Annotated in this window: 16 protein-coding genes; 9 read left to right on the forward strand and 7 right to left on the reverse strand. The window is 65.4% G+C overall.

Going from position 1 to position 13,319, the window contains the following annotated elements; genetic code table 11:
- The first annotated feature begins 6 nt into the window (after positions 1 to 6).
- Positions 7 to 1,215 carry an FAD-dependent oxidoreductase gene (locus tag QP512_RS18860; protein ID WP_286070217.1) on the forward strand — a complete coding sequence of 403 codons (1,209 nt, stop codon included), beginning with the start codon at positions 7 to 9 and terminating at the stop codon, positions 1,213 to 1,215.
- Positions 1,216 to 1,341: 126 nt separating this feature from the next.
- Positions 1,342 to 1,824, forward strand: coding sequence for a hypothetical protein (locus QP512_RS18865; protein WP_197595463.1), 483 nt, complete (start codon positions 1,342 to 1,344; stop codon positions 1,822 to 1,824).
- An 83-nt stretch (positions 1,825 to 1,907) separates the two neighbouring features.
- Here the strand turns inward: QP512_RS18865 and QP512_RS18870 are convergent, their stop codons facing one another.
- Entirely contained in the window at positions 1,908 to 2,342 is a 435-nt protein-coding gene (locus tag QP512_RS18870; RefSeq protein ID WP_286070218.1) for a PepSY domain-containing protein, read from the reverse strand.
- 152 nt (positions 2,343 to 2,494) lie between these two features.
- Here QP512_RS18870 and QP512_RS18875 point away from each other — a divergent pair, with 152 nt between their 5' ends.
- The 3 genes from QP512_RS18875 to QP512_RS18885 are packed head-to-tail and all read left to right on the forward strand — an operon-like array spanning position 2,495 to position 4,760.
- On the forward strand, positions 2,495 to 2,785 hold the full coding sequence (locus QP512_RS18875) for a PepSY domain-containing protein (RefSeq protein ID WP_286070219.1): 291 nt from the start codon (positions 2,495 to 2,497) through the stop codon (positions 2,783 to 2,785).
- Positions 2,785 to 3,444, forward strand: coding sequence for a response regulator transcription factor (locus QP512_RS18880; protein ID WP_286070220.1), 660 nt, complete (start codon positions 2,785 to 2,787; stop codon positions 3,442 to 3,444). Before QP512_RS18875 ends, QP512_RS18880 begins: the two co-directional genes overlap by 1 nt.
- Positions 3,441 to 4,760: a sensor histidine kinase gene (locus QP512_RS18885; protein WP_286070221.1), complete on the forward strand. Its 1,320-nt coding sequence runs from the start codon at positions 3,441 to 3,443 to the stop codon at positions 4,758 to 4,760. Before QP512_RS18880 ends, QP512_RS18885 begins: the two co-directional genes overlap by 4 nt.
- 126 nt (positions 4,761 to 4,886) lie before the next feature.
- Here QP512_RS18885 and QP512_RS18890 read toward each other — a convergent pair whose 3' ends face one another.
- Both QP512_RS18890 and speA read right to left on the reverse strand, forming a co-directional pair.
- Positions 4,887 to 5,207 (reverse strand): DUF6122 family protein, encoded by a 321-nt coding sequence (locus tag QP512_RS18890; RefSeq protein ID WP_005411369.1) that lies wholly within the window; start codon positions 5,205 to 5,207, stop codon positions 4,887 to 4,889.
- 43 nt (positions 5,208 to 5,250) lie between these two features.
- Positions 5,251 to 7,140, reverse strand: a complete 1,890-nt coding sequence (gene speA / locus QP512_RS18895; RefSeq protein ID WP_286070222.1) for an arginine decarboxylase — start codon at positions 7,138 to 7,140, stop codon at positions 5,251 to 5,253.
- A gap of 199 nt (positions 7,141 to 7,339) precedes the next feature.
- On the opposite strand from speA, the gene speE reads away from it, so the two are divergent.
- Positions 7,340 to 8,194 carry a polyamine aminopropyltransferase gene (speE, locus tag QP512_RS18900; RefSeq protein ID WP_103282140.1) on the forward strand — a complete coding sequence of 285 codons (855 nt, stop codon included), beginning with the start codon at positions 7,340 to 7,342 and terminating at the stop codon, positions 8,192 to 8,194.
- A gap of 210 nt (positions 8,195 to 8,404) precedes the next feature.
- On the opposite strand, the gene QP512_RS18905 is transcribed toward speE, so the two are convergent.
- Positions 8,405 to 9,313, reverse strand: a complete 909-nt coding sequence (locus QP512_RS18905) for an aspartyl/asparaginyl beta-hydroxylase domain-containing protein (RefSeq protein ID WP_286070223.1) — start codon at positions 9,311 to 9,313, stop codon at positions 8,405 to 8,407.
- Positions 9,314 to 9,748: 435 nt separating this feature from the next.
- Between QP512_RS18905 and QP512_RS18910 the strand changes: the two genes are divergently transcribed.
- Positions 9,749 to 10,408 carry an RIO1 family regulatory kinase/ATPase gene (locus QP512_RS18910; protein WP_286070224.1) on the forward strand — a complete coding sequence of 220 codons (660 nt, stop codon included), beginning with the start codon at positions 9,749 to 9,751 and terminating at the stop codon, positions 10,406 to 10,408.
- Between the two features lie 125 nt (positions 10,409 to 10,533).
- On the opposite strand, the gene QP512_RS18915 is transcribed toward QP512_RS18910, so the two are convergent.
- Positions 10,534 to 10,872, reverse strand: coding sequence for a P-II family nitrogen regulator (locus QP512_RS18915; RefSeq protein ID WP_005411374.1), 339 nt, complete (start codon positions 10,870 to 10,872; stop codon positions 10,534 to 10,536).
- Between the two features lie 155 nt (positions 10,873 to 11,027).
- On the opposite strand from QP512_RS18915, the gene QP512_RS18920 reads away from it, so the two are divergent.
- Entirely contained in the window at positions 11,028 to 11,279 is a 252-nt protein-coding gene (locus QP512_RS18920; protein WP_286070225.1) for an accessory factor UbiK family protein, read from the forward strand.
- A gap of 40 nt (positions 11,280 to 11,319) precedes the next feature.
- On the opposite strand, the gene QP512_RS18925 is transcribed toward QP512_RS18920, so the two are convergent.
- The gene (locus tag QP512_RS18925) at positions 11,320 to 11,727 is read right to left on the reverse strand and encodes a hypothetical protein (protein WP_286070226.1); all 408 of its coding nucleotides are present in this window, start codon (positions 11,725 to 11,727) and stop codon (positions 11,320 to 11,322) included.
- 384 nt (positions 11,728 to 12,111) lie between these two features.
- On the opposite strand from QP512_RS18925, the gene arr reads away from it, so the two are divergent.
- On the forward strand, positions 12,112 to 12,546 hold the full coding sequence (arr, locus tag QP512_RS18930) for an NAD(+)--rifampin ADP-ribosyltransferase (RefSeq protein WP_286070227.1): 435 nt from the start codon (positions 12,112 to 12,114) through the stop codon (positions 12,544 to 12,546).
- Here arr and QP512_RS18935 read toward each other — a convergent pair.
- Positions 12,539 to 12,985: a DUF4279 domain-containing protein gene (locus QP512_RS18935; RefSeq protein ID WP_286070228.1), complete on the reverse strand. Its 447-nt coding sequence runs from the start codon at positions 12,983 to 12,985 to the stop codon at positions 12,539 to 12,541. The two genes, arr and QP512_RS18935, sit on opposite strands and share 8 nt — an antisense overlap.
- Positions 12,986 to 13,319: the final 334 nt, after the last annotated feature.

Genomic DNA, 13,319 nt, shown 5'->3' on the forward strand with positions numbered 1-13,319 from the left:
CTGCGCATGGACCTGAAGAGTGGCTACCCGTGGTGGGCGGTGCGCAACGGCCTGATCCACGCCTTCCCACCGCTGGAAATGGACCTGCACAGCGACGTGCTGGTGGTTGGGGGTGGCATCACCGGTGCGCTCATCGCCGATGAACTGTCCGCCCACGGCCACGAAGTGGCGGTCATCGAGCAGCGCGACATCGGCTGGGGCAGTACCGCCGCCAGCACCGCGCTGCTGCAGTACGAGATCGATACCCATCTGCTGGAACTGGCACAGCGTTACGGCCATGACGCCGCCGCACGGGCCTACCTTGCCTGTGCCGAGGCAATCCCGGCACTGGGCGAGGTGGCGCGCGGCCTGAAGGACGTGGATTTCCAGCGGATGGACAGCCTGTACCTGGCCAGCCGCCATCGCGACGTGCCGCGCCTGATGGCCGAGGGCGATGCCCGCCGCGGCATCGGCCTGGATGCCCGCTGGCTGGGCCCGGAGGCACTGCGGGAACGCTTCGACGTTGAGGCCGGCGGCGCCCTGCTGACCCGGCAGGCGGCCCGGGTCGATCCGTATCGGCTGACCTATGCGCTGCTGCAGCGCGTGCGCCGGCGCGGCGGCCACGTGCATGACCGCACCGTACTGCACAGCCTCGATGCCACCGCGCGCGGGGTGACCGCCCGTACCGAAGCCGGTGCCACGGTCCGCGCACGCCACGTCGTGCTGGCCATGGGCTATGCCAACCAGCGCTGGCTCGATCAACGCGTCGCCCGCAACCGCAGCAGCTATGCCTTCATCACCGACCCCATCGATGCGGACGTGCTGGGCCGGCTGCGCAACACGATGGTCTGGGAGAGCGCACGCCCATACCTGTATCTGCGCGCCACCGGCGACCGGCGCCTGCTGGTGGGTGGACTGGACGATGCCATCGACATTCCGGCCCGCCGCGACCGGCGCGTGCAGCGCAAGGCCGATCAGCTGATGAAGCAGCTGCAGCACTGGTTTCCACGGCTGGGGCCGGTGCCGGCGTTCTCCTGGGGCGGTACCTTCGCCGAAACTGCCGACGGCCTGCCGTTTTTCGGCCCGCACGAACAATGGGGCCCACGGGTGCACTTCGCCATGGCCTACGGCGGCAACGGCATCACCTATTCGATGATCGGCGCGCAGCTGCTGCGGGCCGGGATCGAGCGGCGCAGGCACCCATTGGCAGAGCTGTTCGGGTTCGGGCGGCTGTAACCTGCAGCCAGGCATGGCCTGGCTCTACCCCAATCCGGCACCGACAGGCATCATTCAAGCAGCCCCTGCTAGCGTCGGCCTGTACCGCCGCGTGTTGCGCGGCCACCTGTCCGCTGGAGCGCTGTCATGATCCGCCCCCTGACCCTGCTGCTGTGCCTGGCCCTGCCGGGAACCGTACTGGCCCAGTCCGCTGCCGGTGCTACCGCGCCGCAGGCGGCCGGCCTGGACCTGTCGCTGCCGCAGGCGCCGATGCGCTACCTCAACGACCCCGCCCTGCAGCAGGACCCGCCGGGCACGTACTACGGCGACAAGAGCGGCCCGCGTGTGCACGACGACGCGAAGATCGCCGACGTGACCGACGACAAGGTCAAGGTGTCCGGCAGCTTCACCACCGGCATCGGCTATTCCAAGAATGGCGGCAACAGCCACTACAACGCCGCCACGCTGAACCTGAGCAAGAACTACACCACCGATGAGGGCAAGACCCACGGGGTCAACGTCAACATCCACGTGAGCGAGGGCAAGGGCCCGGGCTTCTTCGGTCCGTATGGCGGCTACTACGGCCGTGGCCCGGGCTACTGGGACTACCCGCCGCCGTTTGGCTGGTAAGCCAGTTCCCGTAGAGCCGAGCCCATGCTCGGCTACGGTTGGCCGCAAAGCCGAGCATGGGCTCGGCTCTACATGGGCCTACGTCAATCCAGCCAGCCATCGCGCTCGCTGTGCAGGATGCGGCCGTCATAACCGCTCAGGCGCACCTCCACCTTCTGGTTGCGGGCATTGCGCGCTTCCAGCGACCAGGTCGCACCATCACGTTCCAACGAATGGATCTCGCGCAGGCCATGTGCCTGTGCCCGTGCCAGCACCTGCTCGGTGCCCAGCAGCGCACGGCCATTGTGTTCGTCGAAGATCTCGCCGGTCTTCGGGTCCACATAGACCTCGCTGAAGCGTCCATCGGCGCGGCTCACGTCCGCTTCCCACAGGCTGTCGTCACGCTCGATCTCGTGGATCTGGGTGTAGCCAGCCTTGCGCAGCGTCTGTTCAACCTGGGCCATGCCCAGCGGTGCAGCCTGAGCGGCCGGTACGATGGCCAAGGCAGCGACGGTGGCGAGGGTAAGCGACTTCAACATGGGGGTTCTCCTGTTCGTGTTCATTGCCGGACCATCCCGGCAACGCCACGATGCACGGGGTGGTTAACAACCCCTTAGCCGGCGCTGTTAGCCCGCTGTTAGTCGGCCGCTGCACACTCACGCCTGGTCCCCCTTCCCCCCACACGCTCGCGATGCTCGCCACCCTGCCTCTGCTGCTGGCCTTGGCCAACGCCCCGACCGCCGCTGCGCCCGTACAGGATCCGGCGCAGCAGGTCGCGCGCCGTGCCGTCCAGCAGGGCCGTTACGTGCCGCTGGAAAGCGTGGTGCGCGACGCGCTCAAACGCTACCCGGGGCAGCTGCTGGAAGTGGAGCTGGACGACGGCGTCTACGAAGTGGAGATCCTGCGCGCTGACGGCGTGGTGGTCGAGCTGGACTATGATGCGCGCAGCGGAAAGCTGCTGAAGACGGAGCTGGACGACTGATGCGCATCCTGTTGGCCGAAGATGATGCCGCGCTGGCGCAGCGCCTGATGCCCCTGCTGGAGCAGGCCGGCTACGTGGTGCATGTGGTTGCCGATGGCCGCCAGGCCGAGGAAATCGGCCAGATCGACGACCTGCAGGCGGCCATCGTTGACCTGGGTCTGCCCGGCCTGGACGGACTGAGCGTGATCGAGCGCTGGCGCGGCAACGGCCGCACCTTCCCGGTGCTGGTGCTGACCGCGCGTGGGCGCTGGCACGACAAGCTGGCCGGCTTCGATGCTGGTGCCGACGACTACCTGACCAAACCGTTCCAGGCCGACGAACTGGTGCTGCGCCTGCGCGCCCTGATCCGCCGCAGCCATGGCCACGCCAGCCCGCGCCTGCACTGCGGCCCGCTGCAGCTGGACGTCAACGCTGGCCGCTTCGAACTGGAAGGACAGCCGCTGGCGCTGAGCCCGCAGGAGTTCCGCCTGCTCAGTTACTTCATCCACCACAGCGGCCAGGTGATCGGCCGTGATCGCCTGGGTGAGCAGGTGTTCGAGGGCGGGTTGGATCCCGACTCCAACGCGCTGGATGTGCTGCTCGGGCGCGTGCGCCGCAAGCTCGGCACCGAGCTGATCCAGACCGTGCGCGGCCAGGGCTGGCGGCTGGCGGCGCCGTGACGCGGCAGCCCTCGCTGCGGCGGCGGCTGCTGCTGGCCGGCGGCGTCGGACTGCTGCTGGTCTCGCTGCTGGCCAGTGCACTGCTGGGTGAACTGTTCAAGCGCAGCGCGCGTGATCGGCTGGACCACGAACTGCAGCAGGACATGCTGACCCTGGTCGCGCAGATGGAGGTCACCCCTGACAACCAGTTGCAGCTGCGCCAGGAACCGAACGATGCGCGCTTCCAGCGGGTGTTCTCTGGTGCGTACTGGCAGATCGCCGGTGCCGACGGCAGCGTGCTGCTGCAGTCACGCTCGTTGTGGGATGAAACGCTTCCCGCCACCGCCACTGGCCCGGCCACGCGCAACCTGACCGGGCCGCTGCAGCAATCCTTGCGCGCACGTGTGCAGCAGGTGCGCCTGCCACGTGCCAGTGAACCGTTCGTGGCCGTGGTCGCCACCGACCGCAGCGCGCTGGATGCCGATGTTGCCGCGTTCCGGCAGCGTACCGCCATCGCCCTGGGCGTGCTGGTTGCGGCATGGCTGGCAGTGCTGGCCAGCCAGGTGCACTTCGGGCTGCGCCCGTTGCATCGCCTCGGTGCACAGCTGGAACGGGTGCGGCGCGGCGACGCGCAACGCATCGACACGCAGGGACTGGGGGCAGAGGTCGCACCACTGGGCGAAGAACTCAACGCGCTGCTGGAGCACCAGCAACGCATGGTCGCGCGCGCGCGCACCAGTGCACAGGACCTGGCGCATGCATTGAAAACCCCATTGAGCGTGCTGGCCACCGAGGCTGACGGCGACGGCGCGGACTGGCGGACCACCGTGCGCGAGCAGAGCGCCCGCATGCAGGCCAGTGTTGACCGTTACCTGGCGGCAGGGTTGGCCGCAGACCATCGCCAGCGCAGCGACGTTGCGACTGTCGCGCAAGCGCTATGCCGGTTGATGGCACGCGTGCATGGCGAACGCGGCATTGCGTTCACGGCCGCAGGTATCGATCCAGCGTTGCAGTTCGCCGGTGCCAGTGCGGATCTGGAAGAGATGCTGGGCAACCTGTTGGACAACGCAGGACGATGGGCGCAACAGCAGGTCCACGTCAGCGCACAAGCCGACGAAGGCCAGTTGCGAATCGAAGTCCGCGACGACGGCCCTGGCCTGGCTGCAGATGCGCTGGAACGGGTCACACAGCGCGGCGTGCGTCTGGATGAGCGCGAGGGCAGCAGTGGATTGGGCCTGGCGATTGTGGGCGATATCGCCGCCAGCTACGGCGGGCGGTTGGCGTTGGAGAATGCGCAGCCAGGGTTGCGTGCGACGGTATGGTTGCCGGTGGGATGACTCGTTGGCGCTGGAAGGCCAGGCGGGTAGAGTCGATTGTTAGTCGACTTTCGCGCGTAGCGCGGAATTTCCCAGCGCCGCAGCCAAGAGCAGTCGACTAACAGTCGACTCTACCGCCTTCGGCCATCAACGGTGATGCATCCACCAGCAATCAATCGCGTCCAGCACGATGTGGATGATCAAACCGATGCCGAACAACCGCGTCTTCTTCGGCACGCACAGGCCCGCATACACGGCGATGGCCGGTGCGGTGTGCAGCGGATGGAAACCGATGCTGCAGCGGTTCGGCGCATAGATCGGGTCGGCCAGAAGATGGTCCAGATCGATGATCCAGCCCAGCAGCATCAGCAACCACGCCGAGGCGAAACGCTTGCGCCAGAACAGCCATGCCAGCAAGGCTGGCACGGCGGCATGCAGGAACAGGTGGAAGATCGCGCGGGCGCTCATGGTCACCGGTAGCGCCACGACATGCCCGGCGTTCCCGTAATCATCAGACCAGCGGTTCGTCGGACAGGTACGTGTAGCCGGTCAGGCCCGCTTCCAGCGCTTCGGACAGTTCCTGCGCACGTTCCGGCGACAGCTCGGCCGCCGCCACGCGCTGGGCGTAGGCCGCACGCAGGTCGTCCAGCTTGTAACCCACGTAGTCCAGCATCACGTCGGTGGTATCACCACGGCGCTGCTGGGTAATCGCGTAGCCATCGGCATCGGCCACCACTTCCACCGCGTCGGTATCGCCGAACAGGTTGTGGATGTCGCCCAGGATCTCCTGGTAGGCACCCACCATGAAGAAACCGATGCGGTAGCTTTCACCGTGCTTGATCGCGTGCAGCGGCAGTGAGGTATCCAGGCTTTCGTTCTCGACGTAGGTCTTCACCATGCCGTCCGAATCGCAGGTCATGTCGGCGATGATGCCGCGGCGGTCCGGCGTTTCGTTCAGGCGCTCGATCGGCACGATCGGGAACACCTGGTCGATCGCCCACGCATCGGGAATCGATTCGAACACGCTGAAGTTGACGAAGTACTTGTCGACCAGGCGCTCGTTCAATTCGTCCAGCGCCGGGCGATGGCTCTTTTCGTCGTAGCTCAGGCGCGCACGCACGCCGTGGGCGATGGCGTAGAACAGGTCGTCGATGCGCGCACGCTGCGGCAGGTCGATCTGGCCCAGCGCGTAGCTGGCCAGACCTTCGGCGTGGAAGTGCTGCGCTTCCTGGAACAGTTCCACCGCCGGGCGCACGTCCAGTTCCTCATGGATCTCGCGCAGGTGGCGGATCGCCGCCGGCTCGTCGTCGTGCTGGTCCGGCACGCGGCCTTCCTGCGCCTGCTCCACTTCGGAGACATTGGCGATCAGCACCGCATGGTGCGCGGTCATCGCGCGGCCGCACTCGGTCACGATGCGCGGCGGAGTCAGGCCGTGCTCTTCGCAGGCGTTGGCCAGCGGCTGCACGATGTTGCTGGCATACGAATTCAGGCCGTAGTTGATCGAGCAGAAGCTGCGCGAACGGGTGCCTTCGTAGTCCACGCCCAGGCCGCCACCCACGTCGACGTGGGTGATCTTCGCGCCCAGCTGTGACAGCTCGACGAAATAGCGGGTGGCTTCGCGCATGCCGTTGGCGATGTCGCGCACGTTGGAGATCTGCGAGCCCATGTGGAAGTGCAGCAGGTTCAGGCAGTCGGCGTACTCGGTATCGCGCAGCGACTTCCACAGGTCCAGCAGCTGGCGCGGCGACAGACCGAACTTGGCCTTGTCGCCACCGCTGTTCTGCCACTTGCCGGCGCCCAGCGACGCCAGGCGCATGCGCACGCCCAGGCCCGGCTTCACGTCCAGCGCCTTGGACTCTTCCAGCACCAGCTTCAGCTCGGACGGCTTCTCGATGACGATGAAGGTCTGCAGGCCCAGCTTGCGACCGATCAGGGCCAGGCGGATGTACTCGCGGTCCTTGTAACCGTTGCAGACGATCAGGCCACCCGGGCGCGACAGCGCCAGCACGGCCATCAGTTCCGGCTTGCTGCCCGCTTCCAGGCCGAAGCCCTCACCGTGGTGGCTGGCCAGAGTGCCGGCCACGCCGCGGTGCTGGTTGACCTTGATCGGGTACACGGCGGTATAGCCGCCGGCATAGTCCCAGTCCTGCTGGGCCTGGGCGAAGGCCGCCTGCAGCTTGCCCAGGCGCTGGCCGAGGATGTCCGGGAAGCGCACCAGCAGCGGCAGCTTGGCGCCGGCAGCACGCGCGGCGTCCACCACCTTGGGCAGCGACACCACCGGGCCGTCCGCCCCGGTCGGTCTCACCACCATGTGCCCGGCCTGATCCACGTCGAAGTAACCATCCGCCCAATGCGGGATCGAGTAGGTCTTGCGGGCTTGGTCGAGGGACCAATCGGTCATTTCAGTCGGCCTTGTTGGCAATAAAAGGGGGGGCATGATAACGCCTATATGCCCACAGGTTCGTTATCATGCGCGCCCGCGCCCGTGACCCCGGCTCCTGCCGGACCTGAACAGGCCGATCCGTCCGGATGTGGCTTGCGCCACGCGGCACCGCGCCGCCAGCCCGGCTTCACTTCCCTCCGAACAGGACCGTACTTCCATGACTGACAGCAACAACTGGTACATCGAACACTTCGAGCGCACCGGCTCGGCCATCGGCTACCGCATCACCGGCAAGCTGGACGAGGTGCAGTCGCCGTTCCAGAAGATCGAGATCTTCCAGACCACCGACTGGGGCAACCTGATGACCATCGACGGGGCCATCATGCTGACCAGCAAGGACAACTTCTTCTACCACGAGATGATCAGCCACCCGGTGCTGTTCACCCACGCCGCGCCCAAGCGCGTGGTGATCATCGGTGGCGGCGACTGCGGCACCCTGCGCGAAGTGCTCAAGCACAAGGGCGTGGAGAGCGTGACCCAGTGCGATATCGACGAGCAGGTGACGGTGATGGCGCGCAAGCACTTCCCGGAACTGTGCGATTCCAACGACGACGCCCGCGCCGAGCTGCTGTTCGACGACGGCGTGGCCTACATGGCCAACTGCCCGGCCGGCAGCGTGGACGTGGTGATCGTCGATTCGACCGACCCGGTCGGCCCGGGTGAAGGCCTGTTCAACAAGGCCTTCTACGAGAGCTGCTTCAAGGCCCTGAAGGACGACGGCATCCTGGTGCAGCAGTCCGAGTCGCCGCTGATGCAGCTGGAGCTGATCAACGAAATGCGCACCGAGATGGGCAAGGCCGGCTTCGGTTCGTTCAAGACCCTGCCGTTCCCGCAGCCGTGCTACCCCACCGGCTGGTGGAGCGTGACCATGGCGCGCAAGGGCGACAGCAGCTTCGACTTCCGCCAGGCCGACTCGGCCGCCAAGACCTTCAACACCCTGTACTACACCGCCGCGCTGCACACCGGCGTGCTGGTGACCCCGCCGTTCGTGCAGGCGGCGCTGAAGGGCTGATCCTGTAGAGCCGAGCCCATGCTCGGCTGCTTCTGCGCGAAATGCAGCCGAGCATGGGCTCGGCTCTACAACAGAACGCGCAGGGCCCAAAAACAAGAACCCGCGCTGGCAGCAGCGCGGGCTCTTGCCTTCTGTAGAGCCGAGCCCACGCTCGGCTGCTCTTCGGACAGGTTGCGATAAATCAAGCCGAGCATGGGCTCGGCTCTACAGTTACAGCGCCCAGATACCGGCAATCACCGCCACCACCAGGCCCCACTTGATGACCTGATAGGCCACCACGCTGCGCTCGCGCAGCGCCTTGGCCTTCAGCCGCACCTTGTACAGGCCACCGAACGCCTTGTTGACGCCACCGGTCGGGTCACCCGGCAGGTTCGGCGAGGCACCTCCGGCCAGCAGCGTGGCCGCCACCGCACGGTTGAACAGGCCCGGCAGGCCGAAGCGCAGCGGACGGGCGATGTCGCAGAACAGGATCACGCGATCCTCCTGCGTCTCGTTGTGCGCATGGTGGATGTAGGTCTCGTCGAACATCATCCACTCGCCATCGCGCCAGCTCTTCTTGATGCCGTCCACTTCGATGTAGCAGCCATCATTGTTGGGCGTGGTCAGGCCCAGGTGCAGGCGCAGCGAACCGGCGAACGGGTCGCGGTGCGGGCGCAGCTCACTGCCCGGCGGCAGCTGCGCGAACATCGCCGCACGCACGTCCGGAATCGACTCGATCAGCGCCACGGTCTTCGGGCACAGCGTCTTCGCCGACGGGTGCGACGGGCCGTACCACTTCAGGTAGAAGCGCTTCCAGCCACGGCGGAAGAACGAGTTGAAGCCCGCATCGTTGAAGCTGCTGGAGGCGGCGATCTTCTGCGCATCGCGCAGCGCCAGCGCCTCGTCGCGGATCATCTGCCAGTTCTGGCGCAGCGGTTCCAGCTGCGGGAACTCCTTGCCCGGGTCCAGGAACGGCGTGGTCGGCACCTTCGAGAACATGTACATGACCACGTTGATCGGGGCCATGAAACTGGAGTGGTCCAGCAGCTGGCGCGACCAGCGCGCGCGGACCTTGCCACGGAAGTGGATGTACAGCACGCAGGCCACGAACAGCACTGCCAGTACGATCTTGATAGTCAAAGCACTTTCCTCCAGCCGCGGCCGGATCGGGAAACGGGGGCGATGCACGGCCAGGCGGCCAGCACCGGTGGGGAACGCGGCAGGGGACGGGGACGTGCCGGAGAGGGGCGGCCGCCGATGTCGCGGGTTAACAGCTTATGGTCGGCAGGCCGTGCGCCGGGGTCAAGTCGAGCGTGCACGACGTTCAGCGCGCTGCCAATGAATGGGCGATTGGAAGCTGTAACTGATTGATTTCAAATGGCCGCCCCCATAAGTGAGACAGAATTGTCCGATTGAGCGTGACGAACTGTTCCAGCCACGACCCCGACATTTCTCCGACAAATCGTGGAATAGCGAACTGGTGAGTACTAAAATTAACAAAACATTAGTACTTCCCCTGCACTACCGGTTCGCTTGACGCTCAGCGCCGCCCACCGGGTCGCCCGAGACCCTGATATGTACCTCCCTGCTACGCCCCCCTCCTCCTGCGGCGATGACGCCGCAACGCCGCTGCTGCTCAAGCGCGGCGAACGTTTCCTGGCCCCCGATGTCTACCGCACCTGCCTGGACGGGCGCGAGGCGGTCATCAAGGACTACTCCCGTTATCGCGGCACCCCGCTGTCGCCCGTCGCCCGGCTGATGGTGCGCCGCGAAGCGCGCATGCTGCAGCGCCTGGGCGGCTGGAAGCACGCCCCGGCCCTGCTCGGCACCCTGGGTGGCCTGGCGCTGGGCATGGAATTCATTCCCGGCCAGACCCTCAGCACCGCGCAGGCGGTGGGCAATGACGTGTTCGAGCAGCTGCAGCACGCGCTCAGCCGCCTGCATGCCGCCGGCATCACCCACAACGACCTGCACGGCACCAATGTGGTGGTGAGCGGCGGCGTGCCGGTGCTGCTGGACTTCACCTCGGCCTGGCGCGCCCCGCGCTGGCTGCGCCGCAACCCGCTGAGCCGGCAGATGCGCCGCAGCGACATGAAGAACCTGCTGAAGATCCGCCAGCGCGTGACCGGCCAGGCTCCGAGTGCCGCGCAGGCCGCGCTGGTGGCCGACCCGGGTTGGGTGGCTGCGGTGCGGCAGGGCTGGAAGCGGTTCTACAAGTGGGCGAAGCGCCGGTAGGGGTCGAGCTCGCTCGACCGCTTTACCGCTCTTTGTAGAGCCGAGCCCACGCTCGGCTGCTGTTCTTGCATCGCGCGAAATGCAGCCGAGCATAGGCTCGGCTCTACAACATGCTGCCGAACGGGTTACAACGCGTCCGCGTCCAACTCACCGGTACGAATACGCACCACGCTGCCCAGGTCGTACACGAACACCTTGCCATCGCCGATCTTGCCGGTGCCGGCCGCCTTCACGATGGCCTCGACCACGGCCTCCACCTGGTCGTCGGTCACCGCCACTTCCAGCTTCACCTTCGGCAGGAAATCGACCACGTACTCCGCGCCGCGGTACAGCTCGGTATGGCCCTTCTGGCGACCAAAGCCCTTCACTTCCGTCACCGTAATCCCGGTAACCCCGCGCTCGGCCAGCGCTTCGCGCACGTCGTCGAGCTTGAACGGCTTGATCACCGCCATGACCATCTTCATCGTCGATCTCCTGTATTCCGGCGTGGAGGATAGCGCCTGAACGCGGCCCGTGCGAAACCCCTGCCGCCTGTTCGCAGCCATGGGGCCAGCAGTATCCTTATGCCTGAACGCCCTGCCCGCGCAGGATGCACGGGCCCACCCTCACGGAGCACACCATGATCGACCTGAACCAAATCGATGACCTGGCGCGTCGCCTCAGCGACATGGTGCCGCCGGGCCTGCGCGAATCGCGCGAGGAACTGCAGGCCACCTTCAAGAGCGCGCTGCAGGCCGGCCTGGCCAAGCTCGACCTGGTTACCCGCGAGGAGTTCGAAGTGCAGCGCGCCGTGCTGCTGAAGACCCGCGAAAAGCTGGACGCGCTGGAAAAGGCCGTACGCGAGCTGGAAGGGCGCTCGACATCAGATTGAGTTGACGCCACTTTCGCCAGACGGCGAGGCGAAAAGCAGACTACCGCTCATCGTCAAACGCGAAGTGCCTCACGTCCTCGAGATCGAACACGGCACGATCCTGCGTCAGCCGAATCCGCCCGGACACCTGCACGCTGGCAGAGATATTGCACAGGCCAGGACTGTTACGCTCCAGGCATATGCGCTTCTGTTCAGCGTAAAAACGTGCGACCGAACTGGCGGCCCCATGCTTGCCGATATCGAGGATACGTGCGCCATCGCTGCAGCGGGAGTTGCGCAGAACCTCTTCGTGGCGGTTATCCGTTACATATCGAGCTGACAACACGACCTCTTCCCGATCATATTCGCCGGGATTCTTAGCGATGGCACACAGCACTTCATCATGAGGATCGTCGTTTACGGTTGTCGCCCCCCCACTGGCACATGCAGATAGCAGCAAGCCCAGCATGGGCACTAATGACGCTGATTTCATAGTCATTTGTCCTTCTCGGTCTTGGGCTGACGTGCTTCCCAGTTTGCAACAGAACCCTCCACCCCCTTGGCCTGTTCACTCTTGCTGATGTTGATCCCAAGGCCTTTCGCAACAACCGCCTCCGTGCCGTAAGCACTCCGCTCTGTGGCACGAACCTCATCACTGGTGGCCGCGGGGCTGGACGCGCTGGAAAAGGCCGTACGCGAGCTGGAAGGCCGCAGCGCCGCAGAATGAAAAAAGGAGGCGCACGGCGCCTCCCACTTACAGAGTATTTCGCGGATGGGGCCTTGCCGCAAGGCCCGTGCGGCGTCCTAGACTCGCCGGCCTGTCGATCCGGCAGCACAGTCAGGGGCAGTGCCGATGGCACAGGACACCGAATGGACACCCGTTACGCATGACACCTGCAGCCAGGTCGCCGGGCCGTTCTATCACGGCACCCGCGCCGATCTGGCGGTGGGCGAACTGCTGAGCGCGGGCTTCAGGTCCAACTATCGCGACAGCGTGGTGATGAACCACATCTACTTCACCAGCATCGCCAAGGGCGCCGGGTTGGCTGCGGAGATGGCCCGGGGTGACGGGCGGCCGCGCGTGTATGTGGTGGAGCCGACCGGTCCGTTTGAAGACGACCCGAATGTGACCAACAAGAAGTTTCCCGGCAACCCGACGCGGTCGTATCGCAGTGCGCAACCGTTACGGGTGGTGGGGGAGATTACGGAGTGGGAGCTCTACGACGCGGAGTTCGTTCGGCAGTTGAAGGCGTTTGTTGCTTCGGGCAGTGGGGAGATCATCAACTGATGGGCGCTGCGCGCGGAGCGGCGGACTCTTCTTCAACGGCATCGTAGATGTCCAGCCCGAGCTCGATGCCGCGCTGCCCCAGCGCGAGCATCGCGCGCGGCGAAAGCGAGACACCGTCATTGCCGCTGCCCATGAAAAGGCCGCAGAACAGGTTCGGCCGGAACGGTGCCAGAGACTTCCATGCAGCGAGATCGCCGGTGAGCTGATCGAGGATCTCGAAGATCTGCGCTTCCAGATCTTCAGGCTCACGCCGGAGCGCGCTGAGTCGCCAGTTTCCGGTCCTGGCGGTACGCACGGCGCCGGGTTGGTTGCCTGTGAGCTGCTGGCCCTTGTGATGCGCGGCGGTTGGGCTCGCGCCAAGCAAGGCAGTGATCGCGGCTGGATTGAGGTCATCCCCGAAGAATCTGAGAGTTACCAAGGAATGATCGAATGCTGCCATTGGAATCCAGTTTTCCTTATCGGAATATATTCCCGCGCGCAGGCATCGATGATGTCATATTTCGGCCAGAAGCGGACGGCAACACTTGAGCTGAGTCGGCTGGCGAAGCCACATTTAGTTATCTGTCAGACCCCAACAGGACGGTTAGACCAGACACTTTATGCCAGGACGTGGCATAGACAGGTTGCTCCAAACTGCAGCAGCAAGCCGATAAAGTAGAAGAACGGGCCATTGCTTGGATTGATTATAAACCCCCATGAAAAGGCTGCACCAATGCTGCGTTGTCAGCGCCCACAATGGGGGCAGCTAAAGGCTGTCTCTTTGGTGGATGGGT

The sequence above is a fragment of the Stenotrophomonas sp. 57 genome (assembly GCF_030291075.1).
Classification (GTDB): Bacteria; Pseudomonadota; Gammaproteobacteria; order Xanthomonadales; family Xanthomonadaceae; genus Stenotrophomonas.

Bases quoted from the DNA above. Each gene is read 5' to 3' on its own strand.
- QP512_RS18890 (WP_005411369.1), bottom strand. From the start codon at position 5,207: ATGAGCGCCCGCGCGATCTTCCACCTGTTCCTGCATGCCGCCGTGCCA.
- QP512_RS18875 (WP_286070219.1), top strand. From the start codon at position 2,495: ATGCTCGCCACCCTGCCTCTGCTGCTGGCCTTGGCCAACGCCCCGACC.
- QP512_RS18925 (WP_286070226.1), bottom strand. From the start codon at position 11,727: ATGCTGGGCTTGCTGCTATCTGCATGTGCCAGTGGGGGGGCGACAACC.
- QP512_RS18860 (WP_286070217.1), top strand. From the start codon at position 7: ATGGACCTGAAGAGTGGCTACCCGTGGTGGGCGGTGCGCAACGGCCTG.
- QP512_RS18935 (WP_286070228.1), bottom strand. From the start codon at position 12,985: ATGGCAGCATTCGATCATTCCTTGGTAACTCTCAGATTCTTCGGGGAT.
- speA (WP_286070222.1), bottom strand. From the start codon at position 7,140: ATGACCGATTGGTCCCTCGACCAAGCCCGCAAGACCTACTCGATCCCG.
- QP512_RS18910 (WP_286070224.1), top strand. From the start codon at position 9,749: ATGTACCTCCCTGCTACGCCCCCCTCCTCCTGCGGCGATGACGCCGCA.
- QP512_RS18865 (WP_197595463.1), top strand. From the start codon at position 1,342: ATGATCCGCCCCCTGACCCTGCTGCTGTGCCTGGCCCTGCCGGGAACC.
- QP512_RS18870 (WP_286070218.1), bottom strand. From the start codon at position 2,342: ATGTTGAAGTCGCTTACCCTCGCCACCGTCGCTGCCTTGGCCATCGTA.
- speE (WP_103282140.1), top strand. From the start codon at position 7,340: ATGACTGACAGCAACAACTGGTACATCGAACACTTCGAGCGCACCGGC.
- QP512_RS18920 (WP_286070225.1), top strand. From the start codon at position 11,028: ATGATCGACCTGAACCAAATCGATGACCTGGCGCGTCGCCTCAGCGAC.
- arr (WP_286070227.1), top strand. From the start codon at position 12,112: ATGGCACAGGACACCGAATGGACACCCGTTACGCATGACACCTGCAGC.
- QP512_RS18915 (WP_005411374.1), bottom strand. From the start codon at position 10,872: ATGAAGATGGTCATGGCGGTGATCAAGCCGTTCAAGCTCGACGACGTG.
- QP512_RS18880 (WP_286070220.1), top strand. From the start codon at position 2,785: ATGCGCATCCTGTTGGCCGAAGATGATGCCGCGCTGGCGCAGCGCCTG.